Below are 17,459 nucleotides of genomic sequence, written 5' to 3' on the forward strand. Positions count from 1 at the left end.
CGGTGGCCTCAGTCATCATCGCGTTCTGCGGTCAGGGACACCACAACCTCCACGCCGAAGGCGAGGGAGCTTTCGTCGGGCATGCTCTGACCGATGCCGAAATCAAGCCGGTTCAGCTGCAGCGATCCGGTCATGTCTGCGCGATCATCTTCAAGCGCCAGATCGAAGGGCAGGACCACATCCAACGATTGGTCGCGGATGGTGAGCGGGCCGCGTGCCTCGTAGCCGGTTTCGGTCTTGAAGAGCTCTGCGGTGAAATTGGCCGTCGGAAACTGCGCGGCGTCAAAGAAATCTGCTCCGAGCGCCTGGCCGGTGACCGAGCCGAGCGTCAGCGACGGGATCGAGACCACAACCTCGACATCGCCCGCCTTGCCGGGGGCGTCTGGCGCGTCGAAACTGATGGACGCGGTCCAGTCGGCGAAACTGCCATCTACCTTGCTGCCCAACTGGGTGACGGAAATGCCCAGGCTGCCTTCTTCGACCTCCCAGTCTGATTGCACCTCGGCCAGCTCTGCCTGGCCCGCATGATGGTCCTCGCTATGATCATGCGCGCCGTGGCTGAACGCGCCGATCATTGCGCCTCCGATGATGGCAGCGCCCCAGGCGATGAGGGCGGCAATCGGTGGCAGGGCCGAACGGTGCTGCGTGGGCGGTTCCGGCGCGGTATTGGGGCCGGGCAGCATCCGGCGCAGGGTCTGGTCATGGTCGATGATGTGATGCTTCACCGCCCCCGCGATATGCAGCACCAGCGCCCCGATCAGCACCCATTGCAGGATCCAGTGCAGCCCGGCGGAGAATTCCGCGACGCTCTCGCTTTTGGGAACAAAGGGCAGGGATTGACCGAAGGGCCACCAGATCGGCGCAAAGCCGGTGGTTGCCGCATGGTGTATCCAGCCGCTGAGCGGGACTGCGACCAGCGAGCCATAGAGCAGCCAATGCATCGTCTCGGCGGCAAAGGCCTCGGGCTTGTTATCGGCATTCAGCAGCCCCGGATGCGGTTGGGTCAGCGTCCAGATGATCCGCGCCAGCGCCACAAAGAAAATGGTCACGCCGATGGTTTTGTGCATCGAGAACAGCAGCGCGGCGCGCGCGACCTGTGCGTCGGTTGTGGGGATGTCAGGATTGACGATCGCCTCGGCAAGCGAATTGGCGATCAGGCCCAGCGGGATCACCGTCAAGATCAACAGGGCGGTCAGCCAGTGGAACCATTTCGAAACACTGCCATAGCTGTGGCTGGTATTGGCGATGGACATGGACGGCTCCTGACTGGGTCTGTGTCGCAACATTATCGTGCCCGCGAGGCGGGACAAGTCACCTCTGCGCACAGGTAACGTGTCCGGATGCAGAGCTTGTGCGGCGCGGGCTGGTTGTCTAAACGGGGCCGACAGGACAGAACGCAGGACCAAGCAGCCATGACATTAGCATTCGTTTTTCCCGGACAGGGCGCGCAGACCATCGGAATGGGCAAGGCGCTGGCCGAGGCCTATCCGGCCGCCAAAGCGGTTTTCGACGAGGTCGACGCGGCGCTGAGGGAAAAGCTGAGTGATCTCATCTGGGAGGGCGATATTGCCGAGCTGACGCTGACGCAGAACGCGCAACCGGCGCTGATGGCGACCTCGCTGGCCGCGATGCGCGCTTTGGAGGCCGAAGGCGTGTCGATTGACCGGGCGTCGTTTGTGGCCGGGCATTCGCTGGGCGAGTATTCGGCATTGGCGGCTGCCGGGGCGTTGAGCGTGGCGGACACGGCGCGGCTGCTGCGCACCCGCGGGCAGGCCATGCAAAGCGCGGTGCCGGTGGGCGAGGGCGCGATGGCGGCCATTCTGGGCCTCGATCTGGAGGCCGTGCGCGCGGTGGCTGATGAGGCGGCGCAGGGCGATGTGTGCCAGGCCGCCAATGACAACGATCCTACACAAGTCGTTGTTTCGGGCAGCAAGGCGGCGGTGGAACGCGCTGCGGTGATCGCCAAGGAAAAGGGTGCCAAGCGGGCGGTGATGCTGCCGGTCAGCGCTCCGTTCCATTGCGCGCTGATGCAGCCCGCCGCCGACGTGATGGCCGAGGCGCTGGCCGGGGTCGAGATCAAAGCCCCTGCCGTGCCACTGGTTGCCAATGTGCGGGCCGAGGCGGTCTCGGACCCGGATATGATCCGGCAATTGCTGGTCGAGCAGGTCACCGGTTCGGTGCGCTGGCGCGAAAGCGTGCAGTATATGGCGGCGCAAGGCGTGACCGGCGTGTGGGAGATCGGCGCGGGCAAGGCCCTGTCGGGCATGATCCGCAAGATCGACCGTGCCATCACCTCATACGCGGTCGGCACGCCTGACGACGTTGCGGCTGTTCTGGCACAATAGAATTGACGAGCGCGGGTTTCCCCTGAATACCCCCGCGCGAAACGAAAACCTTGTGCTGCAAACGCAGCGGGAGACTTGAGACATGTTTGACTTGACCGGAAAGAACGCGCTGATTACCGGCGCCTCGGGCGGGATTGGTGGCGATATCGCGCGCGCGCTGCACGGGGCGGGGGCCACGGTGGGGCTGTCCGGCACCCGCGTCGAGCCTTTGCAGGCACTGGCCGATGATCTGGGCGAGCGTGCCCACGTGCTGCCCTGTAACCTGGGCGATACCGAGGCAGTCGAAGCGCTGCCAAAACAGGCGGCCGAGGCGATGGGCTCGGTCGATATTCTGGTCAACAATGCGGGCATCACGCGTGACAACCTGTTCATGCGGATGTCGGATGAGGAATGGCAGAACGTGATCGACCTGAACATGACCGCCACGATGAAGCTCTGCAAAGGCGTGATCCGCGGCATGATGAAGAAGCGCTGGGGCCGGATCGTGAATATCTCGTCCGTGGTCGGGTCCATCGGCAATCCGGGGCAGGCCAACTATGCCGCCTCCAAGGCTGGCATGATCGGATTTTCCAAGGCACTTGCGCATGAGGTTGCGACCCGCGGCATTACGGTGAACGCGGTGTCGCCGGGCTTCATTACCACCGCCATGACCGAAAAACTGACCGACGAGCAGAAAGAGGGTCTGCTGCGCAAGGTTCCTGCCGGTCGCATGGGAGAACCCGAAGAGATCGCGGCAGCCGTTTTGTATCTTGCCAGTCCCGAAGCCGCCTATGTCACCGGAAGCACCTTGCATGTGAATGGTGGCATGGCCATGTTGTAGGCTTCAAATCGGGCGGGCGGCGAAACCGTTTGCCTTGTGTGCCGACTATGCTATAGGCGGCGCACATCCCGGGGCGGTGATCATTCGCCCCGTCCTTTTGCCCGGCGAGCCGGGATCTAAACCGCCCGGACCGGGCAAAACCAAGCCAACCCGAGCGGGCAAGGGCAGACAATCGGGCCAAGAGGCCCTATGTGAATGAGGAATTGACATGAGCGACGTCGCAGATCGCGTTAAGAAGATCGTTGTAGAGCACCTGGGTGTTGAAGAGGACAAAGTGGCCGAGAATGCGTCGTTCATCGACGATCTGGGCGCAGACAGCCTCGACACCGTTGAGCTGGTCATGGCGTTTGAAGAAGAGTTCGGCATCGAGATTCCGGACGATGCAGCCGAGACCATCCAGACATTTGGCGATGCGGTCAAATTCATCAGCGAAGCTTCCTGAGCCAACGCTGACGACTGACAAAACGGCGTCTCCTGCGGGAGGCGCCGTTTTTTGTTGTTTGTTTGCCGCGCTGTGCCGGTAAATCGACCATCGGTCTCTTGCCCGAATCTCTTGCTGGTCGCACGGTCCGCCTGAGGCACAAGATCAGACGAGCAGAAAATGATCCGATCGGTCCCGATGATAAATACCGCCCGGCTGACGCTGAGCGGAATGCGGCCGGAGGATTTCGACCGCTATGCCGAGATCTGGGCGGATCCGGATGTGATTCGCTTTACCGGCGGGCAACCGCGTTCGCGCGGCGAGGCCTGGACCGCTTTTCTGCGCAATGCCGGGCACTGGCAGATGACCGGGTTCGGGCAATGGGCGGTGATCGAACAGAAAACCCGCCGGATGATCGGACAGGCGGGGTTTTTCTTTACCGACCGCGCCTTAGGCGATGATTTCGATCCTTTCCCCGAGGTCGGCTGGGTGCTGGCGCCCGAGGCGCGTGGCAAGGGCTATGGCTATGAGGCCGCTCAGGCTGCGCATGACTGGTTCGACAGGGTCATTCCCGGACCGCTGGTGGCGATGATCGACGCTGACAACCCGGTGTCGCAGCGCCTTGCCGGACGCCTGGGCTATGCGCCGCTCAGGGATGCGGTGATCCATGAAAAGAGCGTCAATCTCCTTTGCCGCAAGGGGCCGCCCGCCCGCGTCTGAGGCGAAGGCCGCAATTGACACATGCAATGCCGAAACTGGGTGATTTTTCCGAGCTATCGCGAGGTATGGTATGGTGATGAGTGCGTTGGCTCAGCGGAAGGACCGGCCATGATAATTTATCCGACAATGGAACTTCAGAACGGGCATTGCGTGACCCTGACTAAGGGGCGTCTTGAGGACCCGATGCTGTGGCATGTGGACCCTGTCGAAACCGCCCGTGGATGGGCGGCGGCCGGGGCCGAGTACATGCAGATCACCGATTTCGACGCGATTGACGGCAAGGATGGCAATGCCGAACTGATCGAAGAGATCATTCGCGCCGTGGGCATCCCGGTGCAGCTTGGCGGCGGCATGCGCAGTCGCGAGGCCATCGAACGCTGGATCGACAAGGGCGCGGCGCGGATCGTGGTGGGCACGCTGGCGGCAATCGAACCAGATATGGTCAAGGAATTGGCCAAGCGGTATCCCGATCAGATCGTTCTGTCGGTCGATGTTTGGCGCGGCCAGGTTATGACCGAAGGCTGGCGCAGCGCCAGCGCGTTCGCGCCGGAAGCCTTTATTGAAGCATTTGAGGGCGTGCCGCTGGCCTCGATCATCGTCACGGATATCGACAGCGACATGGAAGACCTGGAGGCTCAATTGGGCCTGATTTCCGCATTGGCCAGCCATTCGCGGACCCCGGTGATCGCCAGCGGTGTGGTTCGATCGAGCGATGACATTTCGCGTCTGGCCTATATCCACAACATCTCGGGCGCGATTGTTGGCCGGGCGCTGTTTCTCAAGACTGTGGATCTGAGCGACGCGCTTGACGTTGCGCGCCAGGCGCATGAGCCGGTCGCGGAATTCCGCTGATCCGGCCTTGCTTATCGTCTCAGCCGCATGCCGCCTGTAGTGGCATGCGGGCGTGTATAGATGAACGGAACATTTGTGCTCTGACGCCCAGTTAGGCGGTGGATAGCCGGTTCCGTCACGTGCCGAACACTTGCCCCCGGCCCCCCGCGCAGGCTAAGAGCAGTGACGAACACGAAAAGCAGGCATGAGGCACTATATGCGCAGAGTCGTTGTAACCGGTCTCGGATTGGTCACTCCGCTGGCAAGCGGCGTTGAGGAAACCTGGTCGAGATTGCTGGACGGACAATCGGGTGCGGGCCCGATCACACGGTTTGATGCTGTGGCATCCGGGGTCACGACAACCTATGCCTGCGAGGTGCCGCGCGGGGACGGGACCGATGGCACCTTCAGCCCCGATGACTGGATGCCCCCCAAAGAGCAGCGCAAGATCGAGGATTTCATCCTCTATTCCATCGCGGCCGCTGATATGGCCTGCCAAGATGCGGGCTGGACCCCCGAGGACGAGGCCGACCGGCTGCGTACCGGCGTTCTGATTGGGTCCGGCATCGGTGGTCTGGGCTCGATTGCCGAAACCGCCAACCTGATCAAGGAACGTGGCCCGCGCCGGGTCTCGCCCTTCTTTATTCCGGGTGCGCTGATCAACCTGGCCTCGGGTCAGGTGTCGATCCGTTTCGGATTCAAGGGGCCGAACCATTCGGTGGTGACCGCCTGCTCGACAGGCGCGCATGCCATTGGCGATGCCAGCCGTATCATCCGGGCCGGCGATGCCGATGTGATGATCGCGGGCGGCGGCGAGGGCTGCATCTGCGAGATCGGGATTGCCGGCTTCAACTCCTGCAAGGCGCTGTCGACTAAATATGGCGACGATCCGCAAGCGGCAAGCCGCCCCTATGATGTTGATCGCGACGGGTTTGTCATGGGTGAAGGTGCGGGCATTGTCGTTCTCGAAGAGTATGAACATGCCAAGGCGCGCGGCGCAAAAATCTATGCTGAAGTTCTGGGCTATGGCATGTCCGGGGATGCCTATCACATCACCGCGCCATCTGAGGATGGCGACGGGGCCGAGCGCTCGATGAATGCCGCGCTGGCCAGCGCGGGCCTGCAGGCCTCTGATCTGGACTATATCAACGCCCATGGCACTTCGACCATGGCGGATACCATCGAGTTGGGCGCGGTTGAGCGGTTGCTGGGGGATCATGCGGCGAATGTGACCATGTCATCGACCAAGTCCGCCACCGGGCATCTGCTGGGTGCGGCAGGCGCGATTGAGGCCATCTTTTCGATCCTGGCGATCCGGGATCAGGTCGCTCCGCCAACGATCAACCTGGACAACCCTGCTGTCGAAACGCCGGTTGACCTGGCCCCGAATGCCAAGCGGGAACGCAAGATCGATGTGGCCCTGTCGAACTCCTTCGGATTTGGTGGCACCAATGCGAGCGTGATCTTCGGAAAGGCCAGCTAAATGTGGCGCAGTCTTGCCTCGAACATGCTGACATTCCTGCTGGTTGGCTTGTTTCTGGTTGCTGGCGTGGTGCTGTGGGGTCAATCGCAATACCGGTCCGCCGGGCCGCTGGAAAGCGCGATCTGTCTGCGGGTTGAATCCGGGTCGAACATGACACGGGTCAGCAATGATCTCGTCGATCAGGGCGCAGTGACAAATGCGCGGATCTTCCGGATCGGGGCGGATTATCAGGACAAGGCCGGGGACCTGAAGGCCGGCAGCTTTCTGGTGCGCGAGGGTGCGACGATGGAACAGATCGTCGATCAGATCACCAAAGGCGGTGCAAGCACCTGTGGGACCGAAATCGTTTATCGCATCGGTGTGACCCGCAACCAGATGGAAGTGCGCGAGTTGGACCCCGAAAGCCTGCAATTCGTGGAACTGGCCGAATTTGACCCCGATGCGGATGACGCGCCAGAGGTCTATGGCGAGAAACGGGATCAATCGGACACACGCTATCGCATCGCGATGGCCGAAGGTGTCACCACCTGGCAAGTGGCCGACGCGCTGAAGGCCTGGGATGTGCTGAGCGGTGATGCGGGTGAGCTGCCGGGTGAGGGCATGCTGGCCCCTGACAGCTATGAGGTGAGGCCGGGCACCGAGGTTTCGACGGTTCTGGCCGATATGCAGGACAAGCAGGAATTGCGGATCAACGCGGTCTGGGAAAGCCGTCAGGACGGGTTGCCGCTGAACTCGCCGGAAGAGATGCTGACCCTTGCATCGATCATCGAAAAGGAAACCGGCCTGTCCGAAGAGCGCGGCCAGGTGGCCAGCGTCTTTGTGAATCGGCTCAATCAGGGGATGAAGCTGCAGACAGACCCGACCGTGATTTATGGGATCACCAAGGGGCAACGGGTGTTGGGACGCGGTTTGCGGCGCAGTGAGCTTCGCCGTGTAACACCCTGGAATACCTATCTGATCGACGGGCTTCCGCCAACGCCCATCGCCAATCCCGGACTGGCCAGCCTGGAGGCCGCTGTGGCGCCTGAGGAAACGAATTTTGTGTTCTTTGTTGCCGATGGCACAGGGGGCCATGCTTTTGCCGAGACGTTGCAGGAGCATAACCGCAACGTCGCCAAATGGCGCGAGATCGAGGCGGAGCGGGCAAATTCCGGGAACTGACCGGGTTTGTCCGAAAGGGAGTTTATTTCTTGCACGCAACGGGGTTTAGTATGGTGGGGCCTCATGGCCCTGCCTGACAAACATCCCCCACATCGGACCGCCCATGCCCTGTTTTTGTGACACTGCCGCCTTCAGCATGCCGGTGATGCCGGCGAGCAGCCTGTCGGTCATGGCGGTGCCGCCGCAGATGGTAAAGCTGCAAAGCCTGCTGGGGTTGCAGGCACAGGCGCAGGCCGACATCCGTGCGGATATGAAACTGGCTGCGATGCTGCCGGACATGAGCTCGGATGCATACCTGCGGGCGACCCTTGCGGCCAATGCACCGACGATCCAGTTGCCTGCCGTGCTGCCACCGGGCGGCGGCGGGATGCTGTCGATGATGGTGAAACTGGCGATGGTTGCGCCGGTCTTTCCGGTCACCAATCCGCGTATGCTGATGGCCTATATCCAGCAGGCCGTTGCGAGCCTGGCGGCGAGTGTCCTGCCGCAGGCGCAAGCCTTGCCAGCCGTGCAGATGCAGAACATGGCCATCGCTGCGCGGGTGACGCTGGCGCTGCGGGCGCAGGGCATCTGCCCGATGGCGCTGGCCAATGTGGATGCAAGCTTTGCCGCGCAGGCGGGTGTCGCCAATTCGCAAGGCACATTTTCATCGGCCATGGGGTTTGCCGCTACGCTGCCGCGCTTGCGTATGCCGCCTTTTGCCCTGCCCGGACCAAAGCTGGATCTTGCCTATCAGATGGCAATGGCGGCGCAGGCGGCCAATGCGCCTGGGGCGATGGGGTTGCCCGCCATGTCCGATCCCAACCTGACAAAGGCGCTGCTGAGCCAGCTTGGCGTCTTGTCGACCGTCCCGGTGCCTGCCTTGCCGATCCCGCTTGATGAGTTGAAGGCCATGGCCGAGCAGGTGCAGGATCTGGCGACGATACAGGAAGCCTTCGGGCCGGATGCGCTGACGCCTGCCGGTGTTGCGCGGGTAAACGCGATGCTCAGCTATATGGCCAGTCTGAAGATACCGATGCCGCTGCCTGCGCAGTCGCTGCAGGTGCAGCTGGATGCCTTGCCCAAGATCGAGGATGTGACGCAAGGGGCGCAAGCCGCGAGTTCGGGGGCCATGAATATGGCGGCCTCGATGAGTGTTGCGCCGCCTGCTGTGCCGATTCTGCCCTTGCTGGAAGAACTCGCCGCAATGAAGGCAAAGCTGACGCCGGGATCGTTGGTGCCATGCGTCATCTGCAATGAACAGATTGGGGAGATTGCGGCTGCTATGGCAAATAATCGGCTGCCAGCGCCGCCGCCGCTGCCTCAACTGCCGTTCTAGCTGGCGTCTGATCGCGCGGCGCGTCTGGCAGGGTTTTCCTAATTTTTCGTATATTTAACGGATGGTTATCCGTTGCATCTGTTGCGGGATTCCTTGACTTTCCGCACGTTAACGCGTATAGGTTGTGTCATGCTGGAAGACATGGGTGAGCGGCCTCGGGGATGACCCCGTTGGCCGTTTTTTCATTTCTCTCGTGCGGAGATCACTCACGCAAGAGGTCACGAGCAAACATGACTTTGATTACCCCGGAGGAGCGGATTTCGCGGACGGCAGACCTGTTGGCGTCGTTCGAGGAAACCATTCGCGGTCTGCGAAACGCGGCGGAAGACCTGCGCAGACAGATCGAGGCCGGGGAGGATGCAGATCTTGCTGGCGGAGCCAGGCAATTGGGACAAGTGAGCGGCCTGATCCGCGACTGTCAGAAAGTGGAGAAAAGTTTTGTCGAACTACATCATGCCCAAACCGGAATTGCCCAGGGCGGGTACGCCCTCGACCTTGAGCAGGCTCGATTTGAGGTCGGGTGCCGACTGGCTCGCCTCCGCGCCTGCTGCCGTCAGGGAGGAGTTCCTGAGTGAGATCGGGGAGGGAGGGCTGTGCGCCCTCCCTTTCCTGTTCGAGTTCTGGGCGCTGCCGCATCAGTTGCCGCCCGAGGGCGACTGGCGCGCCTGGGTGGTGATGGGTGGCCGGGGTGCGGGTAAGACGCGTGCCGGGGCGGAATGGGTGCGGTCTATGGTCGAAGGCGCGCGGCCTTTGGATGCCGGGCGGGCGCGCCGTGTGGCGCTGGTGGGCGAGACCTATGACCAGGTGCGCGATGTGATGATTTTTGGCGATAGCGGGATACTGGCCTGCTCGCCGCCGGATCGTCGCCCGAAATGGAAAGCCTCGGAACGCAGGCTGGTCTGGCCCAACGGGTCCGAGGCGCAGGCGTTTTCCGCCTCGGACCCCGAGGCTTTGCGCGGGCCGCAATTTGATGCGGCATGGGTCGATGAATTGGCGAAGTGGAAGAAGGCAGGCGAGACCTGGGATATGTTGCAATTTGCCTTGCGGCTGGGGGATGCGCCGCGCGTCTGTGCAACAACCACGCCGCGCAATGTGACGGCGCTCAGGGATTTGCTGGCGCCCCCCTCGACCGTGGTGACCCATGCGCCGACTGAGGCGAATCGGGCCAATCTGGCGGACTCGTTCTTGGACGAAGTGCGGGCACGTTATGCCGGGACAAGGTTGGGACGGCAGGAGCTTGAGGGCGTTCTGATGGCCGATGTCGAGGGCGCGCTCTGGAGTTCTGAGATGCTGGAGGGCGCGCAGGTTGACGCCGCGCCTGAGCTTGACCGGGTGGTGGTGGCACTAGATCCGGCGGTGAGTTCAGGCGCGTCTGCGGATGAATGTGGGATCGTTGTGGTTGGCGCGCGGATACAGGGGCCGCCGCAGGATTGGCGGGCTTACGTGCTGGCGGACCGGACGGTGCACGGAAAGGGACCGGCGGGCTGGGCGCAGGCGGCCATTGCGGCGATGGAAGAATTTGATGCGGAGCGGCTGGTGGCGGAGGTCAATCAGGGCGGGCAGCTTGTCGAAGAGGTTTTACGTCAGGTTGATCCGATGGTGCCGTTCAAGGCGGTGCATGCGGCGCGGGGCAAGGCGGCGCGGGCGGAGCCGGTGGCGGCGCTTTATGAGCAGGGCAAGGTGTTCCACCTGCGAGGGCTTGGTGCCTTGGAAGAGCAGATGTGCCTGATGACAAACGAGGGCTTCGAGGGACAGGGATCGCCGGACCGGGTGGATGCACTGGTCTGGGCCTTACATGAACTGATGATCGCATCAGCCGTGCACTACAAGCGACCACGGTTGCGGGTTTTGTAAGGCTCTCGGCTGCGGCCGCTCTACATCCAACAAAATGGCGCTCGGGTTTCGGGCGCCTTTTTTTGTGCCCCGTTGCGCGGGGGGCGGACGGTGGGTTCCGAGGCTTTCAACCTCTTTGCGCGATAACGGTGTCAACGAAGCGGTGAGGCGTCACTGGCGCGGTGGGCAATGAGGAGCATCACGGATGGTATTTGATTTCTTGCGGCGCGGGGCAAAGGCGGATGTGCCGGAGGCCAAGGCAAGTGCGGCGGGGCCGGTGGTCACCTGGCACAGTGCAGGCCGCGTGGCGTGGAGCGCGCGCGACACCGCCTCGCTGACGCGGACCGGCTTTGCGGGCAATCCGGTGGGGTTCCGGTCGGTAAAGCTGATCGCTGAGGCGGCGTCGGCGCTGCCTTTGGTCCTGCAGGATGCGGAGCAGCGTTATGAGACCCATCCTCTGCTGTCGCTGATCCGACGCCCGAATGTGGCGCAGGGCAAGGCCGATCTGCTCGAGGCGCTTTTCGCGCAACTGCTCTTGTCGGGCAATGCTTATGTCGAGGCGGTGCAGGGCGAGGGCGGCTTGCCGCTTGAGCTGCATGTTCTGCGCTCGGATCGGGTCAGCGTGGTGCCGGGGCCGGATGGCTGGCCGGTGGCCTATGAATACGCGTTGGGCGGGCGCAAGCATCGGTTCGATGTCACGGGCGTCAATCCGACGATCTGCCATATCAAGAGTTTTCATCCGCAGGACGACCATTACGGTTTTGCGCCGATGCAGGCGGCAGCGATGGCGGTCGATGTGCATAACGCGGCCTCGCGCTGGTCCAAGGCGCTTCTGGACAATGCGGCGCGGCCTTCGGGGGCGCTGGTCTGGAAAGGATCGGACGGGCAGGGAGTCATGGCCGAGGATCAGTTCCGCCGCTTGAGCGACGAGATCGAGGCGAATTATCAGGGCGCGCGCAATGCCGGGCGACCAATGGTTCTGGAAGGGGGGCTCGATTGGAAACCGATGGGGTTCTCGCCCTCGGATATGGAGTTTCAGAAGACCAAAGAAGCCGCCGCCCGCGAGATCGCGCTGGCCTTTGGGGTGCCGCCGATGTTGCTGGGCATCCAGGGTGACGCGACCTACTCGAACTATCAGGAGGCCAACCGGGCGTTTTACCGCCTGACCGTGCTGCCCCTGGTGACGCGGGTGGCGGCGGCGCTGTCGGAGTGGCTGTCCGGGTTCAGTGGCGAGGCGTTCGAGCTGAAGCCGGATCTGGATCAGGTTCCGGCGCTGGCCGCCGAGCGCGATGCGCAATGGGCGCGGGTGAACAATGCGGACTTCCTAAGTGGGGCGGAGAAGCGGGCGTTACTGGGACTGCCCGCAGGAGAGGCGGATGGCTGATGGGCCGGGATACGCGCCGTTTGATTGCGCGCCGGGGCTGCGGCTGGCGGCGCATGAGAAGGTCTCGGCGATCCAGCATGAGCATCTGTGCCGGAGGCTGGACCAGATGGAAGAGCTGATGCAGCGGCTGGAAAAACGGTTGTGGCTGACGGTCTACGGGGTCGCGGCGGTGATACTGGCGCAGGCGTTTCAATCGCTGGTGATTGCAACGCCATGAGTTTCAGGGATTTGCGAGGAGGTGTTCACGTATGAGCACGGAGTTGGAACACAAGTTTGCGCGCTTCGGCGACGGTCTGACGGTCGGGCAGGACGCAACGATCCAGGGCTATGCCAGCCTGTTTGGGCAGGTGGATCAGGGCGGCGACCGGGTGATGCCGGGGGCTTATGCGCGGTCTCTGGAAAAGCTCGGTACGGCGGGCCAGCGGGTCAAGATGTTGTGGCAGCACGACCCGGCGCAGCCGATAGGTGTCTGGGACGAGGTGCGCGAGGATGAGCGCGGGCTGTGGGTCAAGGGCCGACTTCTGGAGGATACCCAAAAGGGCCGCGAAGCGGTGGCGCTGATCAAGGCGGGGGCCATTGACGGGCTGTCCATCGGCTACCGCACCACCAGGGCGCGCAAGGATGAGAGCGGCCATCGGCTGCTGACGGAACTGGAGCTTTGGGAAGTGTCCTTGGTGACCTTTCCGATGCTGCCCAGTGCGCGGGTGACGGCCAAGGGCATCACGCCCGACGAGGCCGAGGCCTGGCGCAGCATTGCCGATGTGCTGGAGGGCGCACGGCAGGACCTGGCGCAGCGATAGCGCCGCGACAAACAGCAGAAAAAGGGGTGTTCCCATGAGCAAGACCGATGCGTCGGCCTTGACCGGCGAGGCTGTGCCGCCGGTGCAGGAGGTGAAGCGGGCGATGGCTGGCTTTGTCAGCGAGTTCAAAGGGTTCCGGGCGGAACTTGAAACCAAACTCAAACAAACAGAAGAGCGAGTGAGTATGCTGGATCGTAAATCTCAACTGGCGGGCCGTCCGCCTTTGGCGGGCTCCATCGAGGCGGGTCAGCCGCATCAGAAAGCCTTTGGCGACTATCTGCGCTCGGGCGATGACGACGCGCTGCGCGGGCTGGAGATGGAGGCAAAGTCTCTGTCCACCGCCGTCAGTGGCGATGGCGGGTTTCTGATCGACCCGCAGACCTCGGATGTGATCAAGTCTGTGCTGAAATCGACGGCCTCGATCCGCTCCGTTGCGTCGGTGGTGAATGTTGAGGCCAATTCCTACGACGTGCTGGTCGATCATTCCGATGTTGGCGCGGGCTGGGCCGCCGAGAACACGCCCTCGACCGAAACCGGCACTCCCAGCATCGACCGTATCTCGATCCCGCTGCATGAGCTGTCGGCGCTGCCGAAAGCTTCGCAGCGCCTGCTGGATGACAGCGCCTTCGAGATCGAGACCTGGCTGGCAGGTCGCATCGCCGACAAGTTCGCCCGTGCCGAAGCCGGTGCCTTCATCACCGGTGACGGTGTCGACAAGCCGCGCGGCATCCTGGATCACGCCAAGGTGGACAATGACGTCTGGGCCTGGAGCAATCTGGGCTATGTGCCGACCGGTGTTGATGGCGGTGTCGAGGCGGATGCGATTGTCGATATCGTCTATGCGCTGGGGGCGCGGTACCGCGCCAATGGCAGCTTTGTGATGAATTCGAAAACGGCCGGCACCGTGCGCAAGCTGAAGGATGCCGATGGCCGCTTCTTGTGGTCGGATGGTCTGGCGGCGGGTGAGCCTGCGCGCCTTATGGGCTATCCGGTGGTGATCGCCGAGGACATGCCTGATCCCGGTACAGACAGTTACGCGATTGCCTTTGGTGACTTTGCGGCGGGCTATACCATCGCCGAGCGTCCCGATCTGCGGGTGCTGCGCGACCCGTTCAGCGCCAAGCCGCATGTTCTGTTCTACGCCACCAAGCGCGTGGGCGGTGATGTGAGCGATTTTGCCGCGATCAAGTTGCTGAAATTCGGCACCGCGTAAGCGGTACCGAGTGGCGGGCCGGGGAACCGGCCCGTGCGCGGGCGTGCGCCGTGAAGGCCTTTCACGTTGTCTAGCTGCTCCCCTCCGTTCGAGCGACGTGGGGTGGTGCGCGTCCGCATCAATCAGGGAACGCGACCCGGAGGGGTCCGAGTTTGCGGAGTGTATCTATGATGTTGACCGAAGAAACCTCGATCCCGGACGCGGCGCTGCCGGTGGATCAGTTCAAGGCGCATTTGCGGCTGGGCACCGGGTTTGCCGAGGGCGACCTGCAGGATGGTGTGCTGCGCGGGTTTCTGAGGGCTGCGATCGCGGCGATCGAAACGCGCACGGGCAAGGCTCTGATTTCGCGGTCGTTTTCGCTGGTCCTGAACCGCTGGCGCGATCCGGCGGGCGAGGTGCTGCCGGTGGCGCCGGTCACCGAGCTGCGCTCGGTGGTGCTGGAAAACGCGCAAGGTCACGAGAGCGTGTTGAATGCTGAGAGCTATTGGCTGGAGAAAGACAGCCAGCGGCCAAGGCTGAAACCTGTGGGCGGAGCACTGCCCCTGATCGCGCAGGGCGGCAGCGCGCGGGTTGTCCTGAATGCCGGAATGGCGGCGGATTGGGGCGGGTTGCCCGCTGACCTGGGTCAGGCGGTGCTGATGCTGGCGGCGCATTACTACGAGTACCGCCACGAGACTGCGCTGGGCGATGGCTGCATGCCCTTTGGCGTGACCAGCCTGATCCAGCGCTACTGCAGGATGCGTCTAGGTCTGGGAGCGGGGCAATGAGCGCGCCGCGTCTCAATCGCAAGCTGGTGCTGGAAGCCCCCGCGCGGGTGGCGGACGGGGCTGGCGGGTTCAGCGAAAGCTGGCAGGCGCTGGGCACGCTCTGGGGCGAGGTTAAGGCGCGCAGCGGCACGGTGCGGTCGCAGGCCGGGGCTACGGTGTCGCGGGTCAATTACCGGATCGTGTTGCGGGCGGCACCCCAGGGTTCGTCGATGCGACCCGAACCGGATCAGCGGCTGCGCGAAGGCGACCGGATCTATACGATCCGGGCGGTGGCTGAACTGGGATCGGACGGGCGCTATCTGACCTGTTTTGCGGATGAGGAGGTGTCGGCATGAGCTATGGCATGGCGGCGGCCTTGCAGGCGGCGGTGTTTCAACACCTGTCGGCGGATGTGGATATCAGCGCGCGGGTTGGCGATGCGATCTATGACGCGCTGCCGAGCGGCACGGTGCCCGAAACCTACATTGCGCTGGGCCCGGAAGAGGCGCGGGACCGCTCGGATGTGAACGGGCGCGGTTCGGAGCACCGGTTCATCGTTTCGGTGATCTCGGAGGCGGCGGGGTTTGCCGCGGCCAAGGAACTGGCGGGCCTGATCGGGGACGCGTTGGACGATGCGCCCCTGGCGCTTGGCCGAGGACGGCTGGTGGGGCTTTGGTTCGAACGCGCAGTGGCGCGCCGGACCGGCTCGGGTGGGGCCGTGCGGCGTATCGATCTGCGTTTTCGCGCGCGCGTCGAAGACAACTAAATTTCTGGATTTGGAGACACGATATGGGTGCTCAAAACGGCAAGGACCTGTTGGTCAAGGTGGATATGAATGGCGGTGGTCTGTTCGAGACCATTGCGGGGCTGCGCGCCACGCGGGTGAGCTTCAACGCGGAAAGCGTGGATGTGACCAGCCTGGAAAGCCAGGGCGGCTGGCGTGAGCTGCTGTCGGGTGCGGGTGTGAAATCGGCGGCGATCTCGGGGTCGGGCGTGTTCAAGGACGCCAACACCGATGAGCGGGCGCGGCAGTTGTTCTTTGACGGCGAGACGCCCGAGTTTCAGGTGATCATCCCCGATTTCGGCATTGTCGAGGGGCCGTTTCAGGTGACCTCGATCGAATATGCGGGCAGCCATAACGGCGAGGCGACCTATGAGATGTCCATGGCCAGCGCCGGGGCGCTGAGCTTTACGGCGCTTTGAGCCATGGCCAATCCGTGGGCGGGCGAGGTGGCCCTTGTGATCGATGGCGAGCGGCGGGTGCTGAAGCTGACGCTGGGCGCGCTGGCCGAGCTTGAGGCCACGCTGGACAGCGGTTCGCTGGTGGATCTGGTGCAGCGGTTTGAAGGCGGGGCGTTTTCGGGTCGCGATGTGCTGGCGCTGATCGTGGCGGGGCTGCGCGGGGGCGGGGCGGATGTGACGGCCTCCGATCTGCTGCGCGCCGAGATTGCGGGCGGTCCCATGGGGGCGGCCAAGGCGGCGGCGGAGCTGATCGCACGCGCCTTCATGGTGCCGGGCGAGGCATGAGCGGGTTTGACTGGCCCGATCTTATGCGGGCCGGGATGCAGGGGTTGCGCCTGTCGCCGCAGGCGTTCTGGCAACTGACGCCTGCGGAATTGCGGTTGATGCTGGGGCAGGCGGCGGCGGGCCGGCCATTGGACCGGACAGGGCTGGACGCGCTGCTTGCGGCCTACCCGGATGCGGGAAATGGAGAGAATGATGACGGATAGCGACGGAATTTCCGATCTGCAGGAAAGCGGTGAGGCGCTGGGCGAAACGCTTGGCAGCACGGCGGCGATGGCCGCAGGTTTCGACACCGAGCTGCGACGGGTGCGGTCTGCGCTTGCCGCGACTGGCAAGGACGTCGAGACGCTGGAGCGGGGCATGTCGAGAGGGTTGCGCCGGGCTTTTGACGGGATGGTGTTTGACGGCATGAAACTGTCGGATGCGCTGTCGACGATCCGGGATTCGATGATCCAGACCGCTTATTCGGCGGCGATCAAGCCGGTGACCAACCATGTGGGTGGGTTGCTGGCCGATGGCGTGGGCAATCTGGTGTCAGGCATCTTTCCTTTTGCCGATGGGGCGGGGTTTGCCCAGGGGCGCGTGATGCCCTTTGCCAATGGCGGCGTGGTCTCGGGGCCGGTGAGCTTTCCGATGCGCGGTGGCATGGGGCTGATGGGTGAGGCCGGGCCGGAGGCGATCATGCCGCTGGCGCGCGGTGCCGATGGCAAGCTGGGCGTGCGCAGCGCGGGCGGCGGGCGGCCGGTGAGTGTTGTCATGAACATCTCGACACCGGATGTGCAGGGCTTCCGGCGCAGCCAGGGCCAGATCGCGGCACAGATGGGCCGCGCACTGAGCCGGGGCAACCGCAATCGCTAGGG

The 17,459-nt window shown here is 63.5% G+C and carries 22 protein-coding genes; 21 read left to right on the forward strand and 1 reads right to left on the reverse strand.

Annotated features, from left to right (window positions below; all coding sequences use genetic code 11):
- Positions 1-8: 8 nt before the first annotated feature.
- Positions 9-1,253: a cytochrome b/b6 domain-containing protein gene (locus Q5Y75_RS01705; protein WP_306193737.1), complete on the reverse strand. Its 1,245-nt coding sequence runs from the start codon at positions 1,251-1,253 to the stop codon at positions 9-11.
- 159 nt (positions 1,254-1,412) lie between these two features.
- Between Q5Y75_RS01705 and fabD the strand changes: the two genes are divergently transcribed.
- From fabD to Q5Y75_RS01810, 21 genes are all read left to right on the forward strand, one after another.
- Positions 1,413-2,345 carry an ACP S-malonyltransferase gene (fabD, locus tag Q5Y75_RS01710; RefSeq protein WP_306193739.1) on the forward strand — a complete coding sequence of 311 codons (933 nt, stop codon included), beginning with the start codon at positions 1,413-1,415 and terminating at the stop codon, positions 2,343-2,345.
- A gap of 82 nt (positions 2,346-2,427) precedes the next feature.
- The gene (gene fabG / locus Q5Y75_RS01715; protein WP_306193741.1) at positions 2,428-3,165 is read left to right on the forward strand and encodes a 3-oxoacyl-[acyl-carrier-protein] reductase; all 738 of its coding nucleotides are present in this window, start codon (positions 2,428-2,430) and stop codon (positions 3,163-3,165) included.
- Between the two features lie 208 nt (positions 3,166-3,373).
- Positions 3,374-3,607, forward strand: a complete 234-nt coding sequence (locus Q5Y75_RS01720) for an acyl carrier protein (protein WP_008756330.1) — start codon at positions 3,374-3,376, stop codon at positions 3,605-3,607.
- 159 nt (positions 3,608-3,766) lie between these two features.
- On the forward strand, positions 3,767-4,306 hold the full coding sequence (locus Q5Y75_RS01725; protein WP_306193744.1) for a GNAT family N-acetyltransferase: 540 nt from the start codon (positions 3,767-3,769) through the stop codon (positions 4,304-4,306).
- A 108-nt stretch (positions 4,307-4,414) separates the two neighbouring features.
- A complete protein-coding gene (locus Q5Y75_RS01730) occupies positions 4,415-5,158 on the forward strand; it encodes a 1-(5-phosphoribosyl)-5-[(5-phosphoribosylamino)methylideneamino]imidazole-4-carboxamide isomerase (RefSeq protein WP_306193746.1) in 744 nt (247 codons plus the stop codon).
- Positions 5,159-5,354: 196 nt separating this feature from the next.
- Positions 5,355-6,620, forward strand: coding sequence for a beta-ketoacyl-ACP synthase II (fabF, locus tag Q5Y75_RS01735; protein ID WP_306193747.1), 1,266 nt, complete (start codon positions 5,355-5,357; stop codon positions 6,618-6,620).
- Positions 6,621-7,781 carry an endolytic transglycosylase MltG gene (gene mltG / locus Q5Y75_RS01740; protein WP_306193749.1) on the forward strand — a complete coding sequence of 387 codons (1,161 nt, stop codon included), beginning with the start codon at positions 6,621-6,623 and terminating at the stop codon, positions 7,779-7,781. It begins immediately after the preceding gene.
- Between the two features lie 145 nt (positions 7,782-7,926).
- Positions 7,927-9,099 carry a hypothetical protein gene (locus Q5Y75_RS01745; RefSeq protein ID WP_306193751.1) on the forward strand — a complete coding sequence of 391 codons (1,173 nt, stop codon included), beginning with the start codon at positions 7,927-7,929 and terminating at the stop codon, positions 9,097-9,099.
- A gap of 230 nt (positions 9,100-9,329) precedes the next feature.
- A complete protein-coding gene (locus tag Q5Y75_RS01750) occupies positions 9,330-9,674 on the forward strand; it encodes a hypothetical protein (RefSeq protein ID WP_306193753.1) in 345 nt (114 codons plus the stop codon).
- Entirely contained in the window at positions 9,610-10,953 is a 1,344-nt protein-coding gene (locus Q5Y75_RS01755) for a DNA-packaging protein (RefSeq protein ID WP_306193754.1), read from the forward strand. The genes Q5Y75_RS01750 and Q5Y75_RS01755 overlap by 65 nt, the downstream gene beginning before the upstream one ends.
- A 184-nt stretch (positions 10,954-11,137) precedes the next feature.
- The gene (locus tag Q5Y75_RS01760; RefSeq protein ID WP_306193756.1) at positions 11,138-12,316 is read left to right on the forward strand and encodes a phage portal protein; all 1,179 of its coding nucleotides are present in this window, start codon (positions 11,138-11,140) and stop codon (positions 12,314-12,316) included.
- Positions 12,309-12,533 (forward strand): GTA head formation protein, RCAP_rcc01685 family, encoded by a 225-nt coding sequence (locus tag Q5Y75_RS01765; protein WP_306193757.1) that lies wholly within the window; start codon positions 12,309-12,311, stop codon positions 12,531-12,533. The genes Q5Y75_RS01760 and Q5Y75_RS01765 overlap by 8 nt, the downstream gene beginning before the upstream one ends.
- 31 nt (positions 12,534-12,564) lie before the next feature.
- Positions 12,565-13,116 (forward strand): HK97 family phage prohead protease, encoded by a 552-nt coding sequence (locus Q5Y75_RS01770; protein ID WP_306193759.1) that lies wholly within the window; start codon positions 12,565-12,567, stop codon positions 13,114-13,116.
- A gap of 34 nt (positions 13,117-13,150) precedes the next feature.
- Positions 13,151-14,329 (forward strand): phage major capsid protein, encoded by a 1,179-nt coding sequence (locus Q5Y75_RS01775; protein ID WP_306193761.1) that lies wholly within the window; start codon positions 13,151-13,153, stop codon positions 14,327-14,329.
- A 167-nt stretch (positions 14,330-14,496) separates the two neighbouring features.
- Positions 14,497-15,096 (forward strand): head-tail connector protein, encoded by a 600-nt coding sequence (locus Q5Y75_RS01780; protein WP_306193762.1) that lies wholly within the window; start codon positions 14,497-14,499, stop codon positions 15,094-15,096.
- The gene (locus Q5Y75_RS01785; RefSeq protein WP_306193764.1) at positions 15,093-15,431 is read left to right on the forward strand and encodes a phage head closure protein; all 339 of its coding nucleotides are present in this window, start codon (positions 15,093-15,095) and stop codon (positions 15,429-15,431) included. The genes Q5Y75_RS01780 and Q5Y75_RS01785 overlap by 4 nt, the downstream gene beginning before the upstream one ends.
- Positions 15,428-15,841 carry a DUF3168 domain-containing protein gene (locus Q5Y75_RS01790; RefSeq protein WP_306193765.1) on the forward strand — a complete coding sequence of 138 codons (414 nt, stop codon included), beginning with the start codon at positions 15,428-15,430 and terminating at the stop codon, positions 15,839-15,841. The genes Q5Y75_RS01785 and Q5Y75_RS01790 overlap by 4 nt, the downstream gene beginning before the upstream one ends.
- A 23-nt stretch (positions 15,842-15,864) precedes the next feature.
- Positions 15,865-16,278, forward strand: coding sequence for a phage major tail protein, TP901-1 family (locus tag Q5Y75_RS01795; RefSeq protein WP_306193766.1), 414 nt, complete (start codon positions 15,865-15,867; stop codon positions 16,276-16,278).
- Positions 16,279-16,281: 3 nt separating this feature from the next.
- Positions 16,282-16,602, forward strand: a complete 321-nt coding sequence (locus Q5Y75_RS01800; protein WP_306193767.1) for a gene transfer agent family protein — start codon at positions 16,282-16,284, stop codon at positions 16,600-16,602.
- Positions 16,599-16,805, forward strand: a complete 207-nt coding sequence (locus Q5Y75_RS01805; protein ID WP_306193768.1) for a rcc01693 family protein — start codon at positions 16,599-16,601, stop codon at positions 16,803-16,805. The genes Q5Y75_RS01800 and Q5Y75_RS01805 overlap by 4 nt, the downstream gene beginning before the upstream one ends.
- Positions 16,795-17,457 (forward strand): RcGTA-type gene transfer agent tail tape measure protein, encoded by a 663-nt coding sequence (locus Q5Y75_RS01810; RefSeq protein ID WP_306193769.1) that lies wholly within the window; start codon positions 16,795-16,797, stop codon positions 17,455-17,457. The genes Q5Y75_RS01805 and Q5Y75_RS01810 overlap by 11 nt, the downstream gene beginning before the upstream one ends.
- Positions 17,458-17,459 lie beyond the last annotated feature (2 nt).

Source organism: Ruegeria discodermiae (assembly GCF_030758345.1).
Classification (GTDB): domain Bacteria; phylum Pseudomonadota; class Alphaproteobacteria; order Rhodobacterales; family Rhodobacteraceae; genus Ruegeria_C.

What these genes read in the sequence shown, in the direction of transcription:
- Q5Y75_RS01705 (WP_306193737.1), bottom strand. Translation starts at nt 1,253, where the DNA reads ATGTCCATCGCCAATACCAGCCACAGCTATGGCAGTGTTTCGAAATGG.
- fabD (WP_306193739.1), top strand. Translation starts at nt 1,413, where the DNA reads ATGACATTAGCATTCGTTTTTCCCGGACAGGGCGCGCAGACCATCGGA.
- fabG (WP_306193741.1), top strand. Translation starts at nt 2,428, where the DNA reads ATGTTTGACTTGACCGGAAAGAACGCGCTGATTACCGGCGCCTCGGGC.
- Q5Y75_RS01720 (WP_008756330.1), top strand. Translation starts at nt 3,374, where the DNA reads ATGAGCGACGTCGCAGATCGCGTTAAGAAGATCGTTGTAGAGCACCTG.
- Q5Y75_RS01725 (WP_306193744.1), top strand. Translation starts at nt 3,767, where the DNA reads ATGATCCGATCGGTCCCGATGATAAATACCGCCCGGCTGACGCTGAGC.
- Q5Y75_RS01730 (WP_306193746.1), top strand. Translation starts at nt 4,415, where the DNA reads ATGATAATTTATCCGACAATGGAACTTCAGAACGGGCATTGCGTGACC.
- fabF (WP_306193747.1), top strand. Translation starts at nt 5,355, where the DNA reads ATGCGCAGAGTCGTTGTAACCGGTCTCGGATTGGTCACTCCGCTGGCA.
- mltG (WP_306193749.1), top strand. Translation starts at nt 6,621, where the DNA reads ATGTGGCGCAGTCTTGCCTCGAACATGCTGACATTCCTGCTGGTTGGC.
- Q5Y75_RS01745 (WP_306193751.1), top strand. Translation starts at nt 7,927, where the DNA reads ATGCCGGCGAGCAGCCTGTCGGTCATGGCGGTGCCGCCGCAGATGGTA.
- Q5Y75_RS01750 (WP_306193753.1), top strand. Translation starts at nt 9,330, where the DNA reads ATGACTTTGATTACCCCGGAGGAGCGGATTTCGCGGACGGCAGACCTG.
- Q5Y75_RS01760 (WP_306193756.1), top strand. Translation starts at nt 11,138, where the DNA reads ATGGTATTTGATTTCTTGCGGCGCGGGGCAAAGGCGGATGTGCCGGAG.
- Q5Y75_RS01765 (WP_306193757.1), top strand. Translation starts at nt 12,309, where the DNA reads ATGGCTGATGGGCCGGGATACGCGCCGTTTGATTGCGCGCCGGGGCTG.
- Q5Y75_RS01770 (WP_306193759.1), top strand. Translation starts at nt 12,565, where the DNA reads ATGAGCACGGAGTTGGAACACAAGTTTGCGCGCTTCGGCGACGGTCTG.
- Q5Y75_RS01775 (WP_306193761.1), top strand. Translation starts at nt 13,151, where the DNA reads ATGAGCAAGACCGATGCGTCGGCCTTGACCGGCGAGGCTGTGCCGCCG.
- Q5Y75_RS01780 (WP_306193762.1), top strand. Translation starts at nt 14,497, where the DNA reads ATGATGTTGACCGAAGAAACCTCGATCCCGGACGCGGCGCTGCCGGTG.
- Q5Y75_RS01785 (WP_306193764.1), top strand. Translation starts at nt 15,093, where the DNA reads ATGAGCGCGCCGCGTCTCAATCGCAAGCTGGTGCTGGAAGCCCCCGCG.
- Q5Y75_RS01790 (WP_306193765.1), top strand. Translation starts at nt 15,428, where the DNA reads ATGAGCTATGGCATGGCGGCGGCCTTGCAGGCGGCGGTGTTTCAACAC.
- Q5Y75_RS01795 (WP_306193766.1), top strand. Translation starts at nt 15,865, where the DNA reads ATGGGTGCTCAAAACGGCAAGGACCTGTTGGTCAAGGTGGATATGAAT.
- Q5Y75_RS01800 (WP_306193767.1), top strand. Translation starts at nt 16,282, where the DNA reads ATGGCCAATCCGTGGGCGGGCGAGGTGGCCCTTGTGATCGATGGCGAG.
- Q5Y75_RS01805 (WP_306193768.1), top strand. Translation starts at nt 16,599, where the DNA reads ATGAGCGGGTTTGACTGGCCCGATCTTATGCGGGCCGGGATGCAGGGG.
- Q5Y75_RS01810 (WP_306193769.1), top strand. Translation starts at nt 16,795, where the DNA reads ATGACGGATAGCGACGGAATTTCCGATCTGCAGGAAAGCGGTGAGGCG.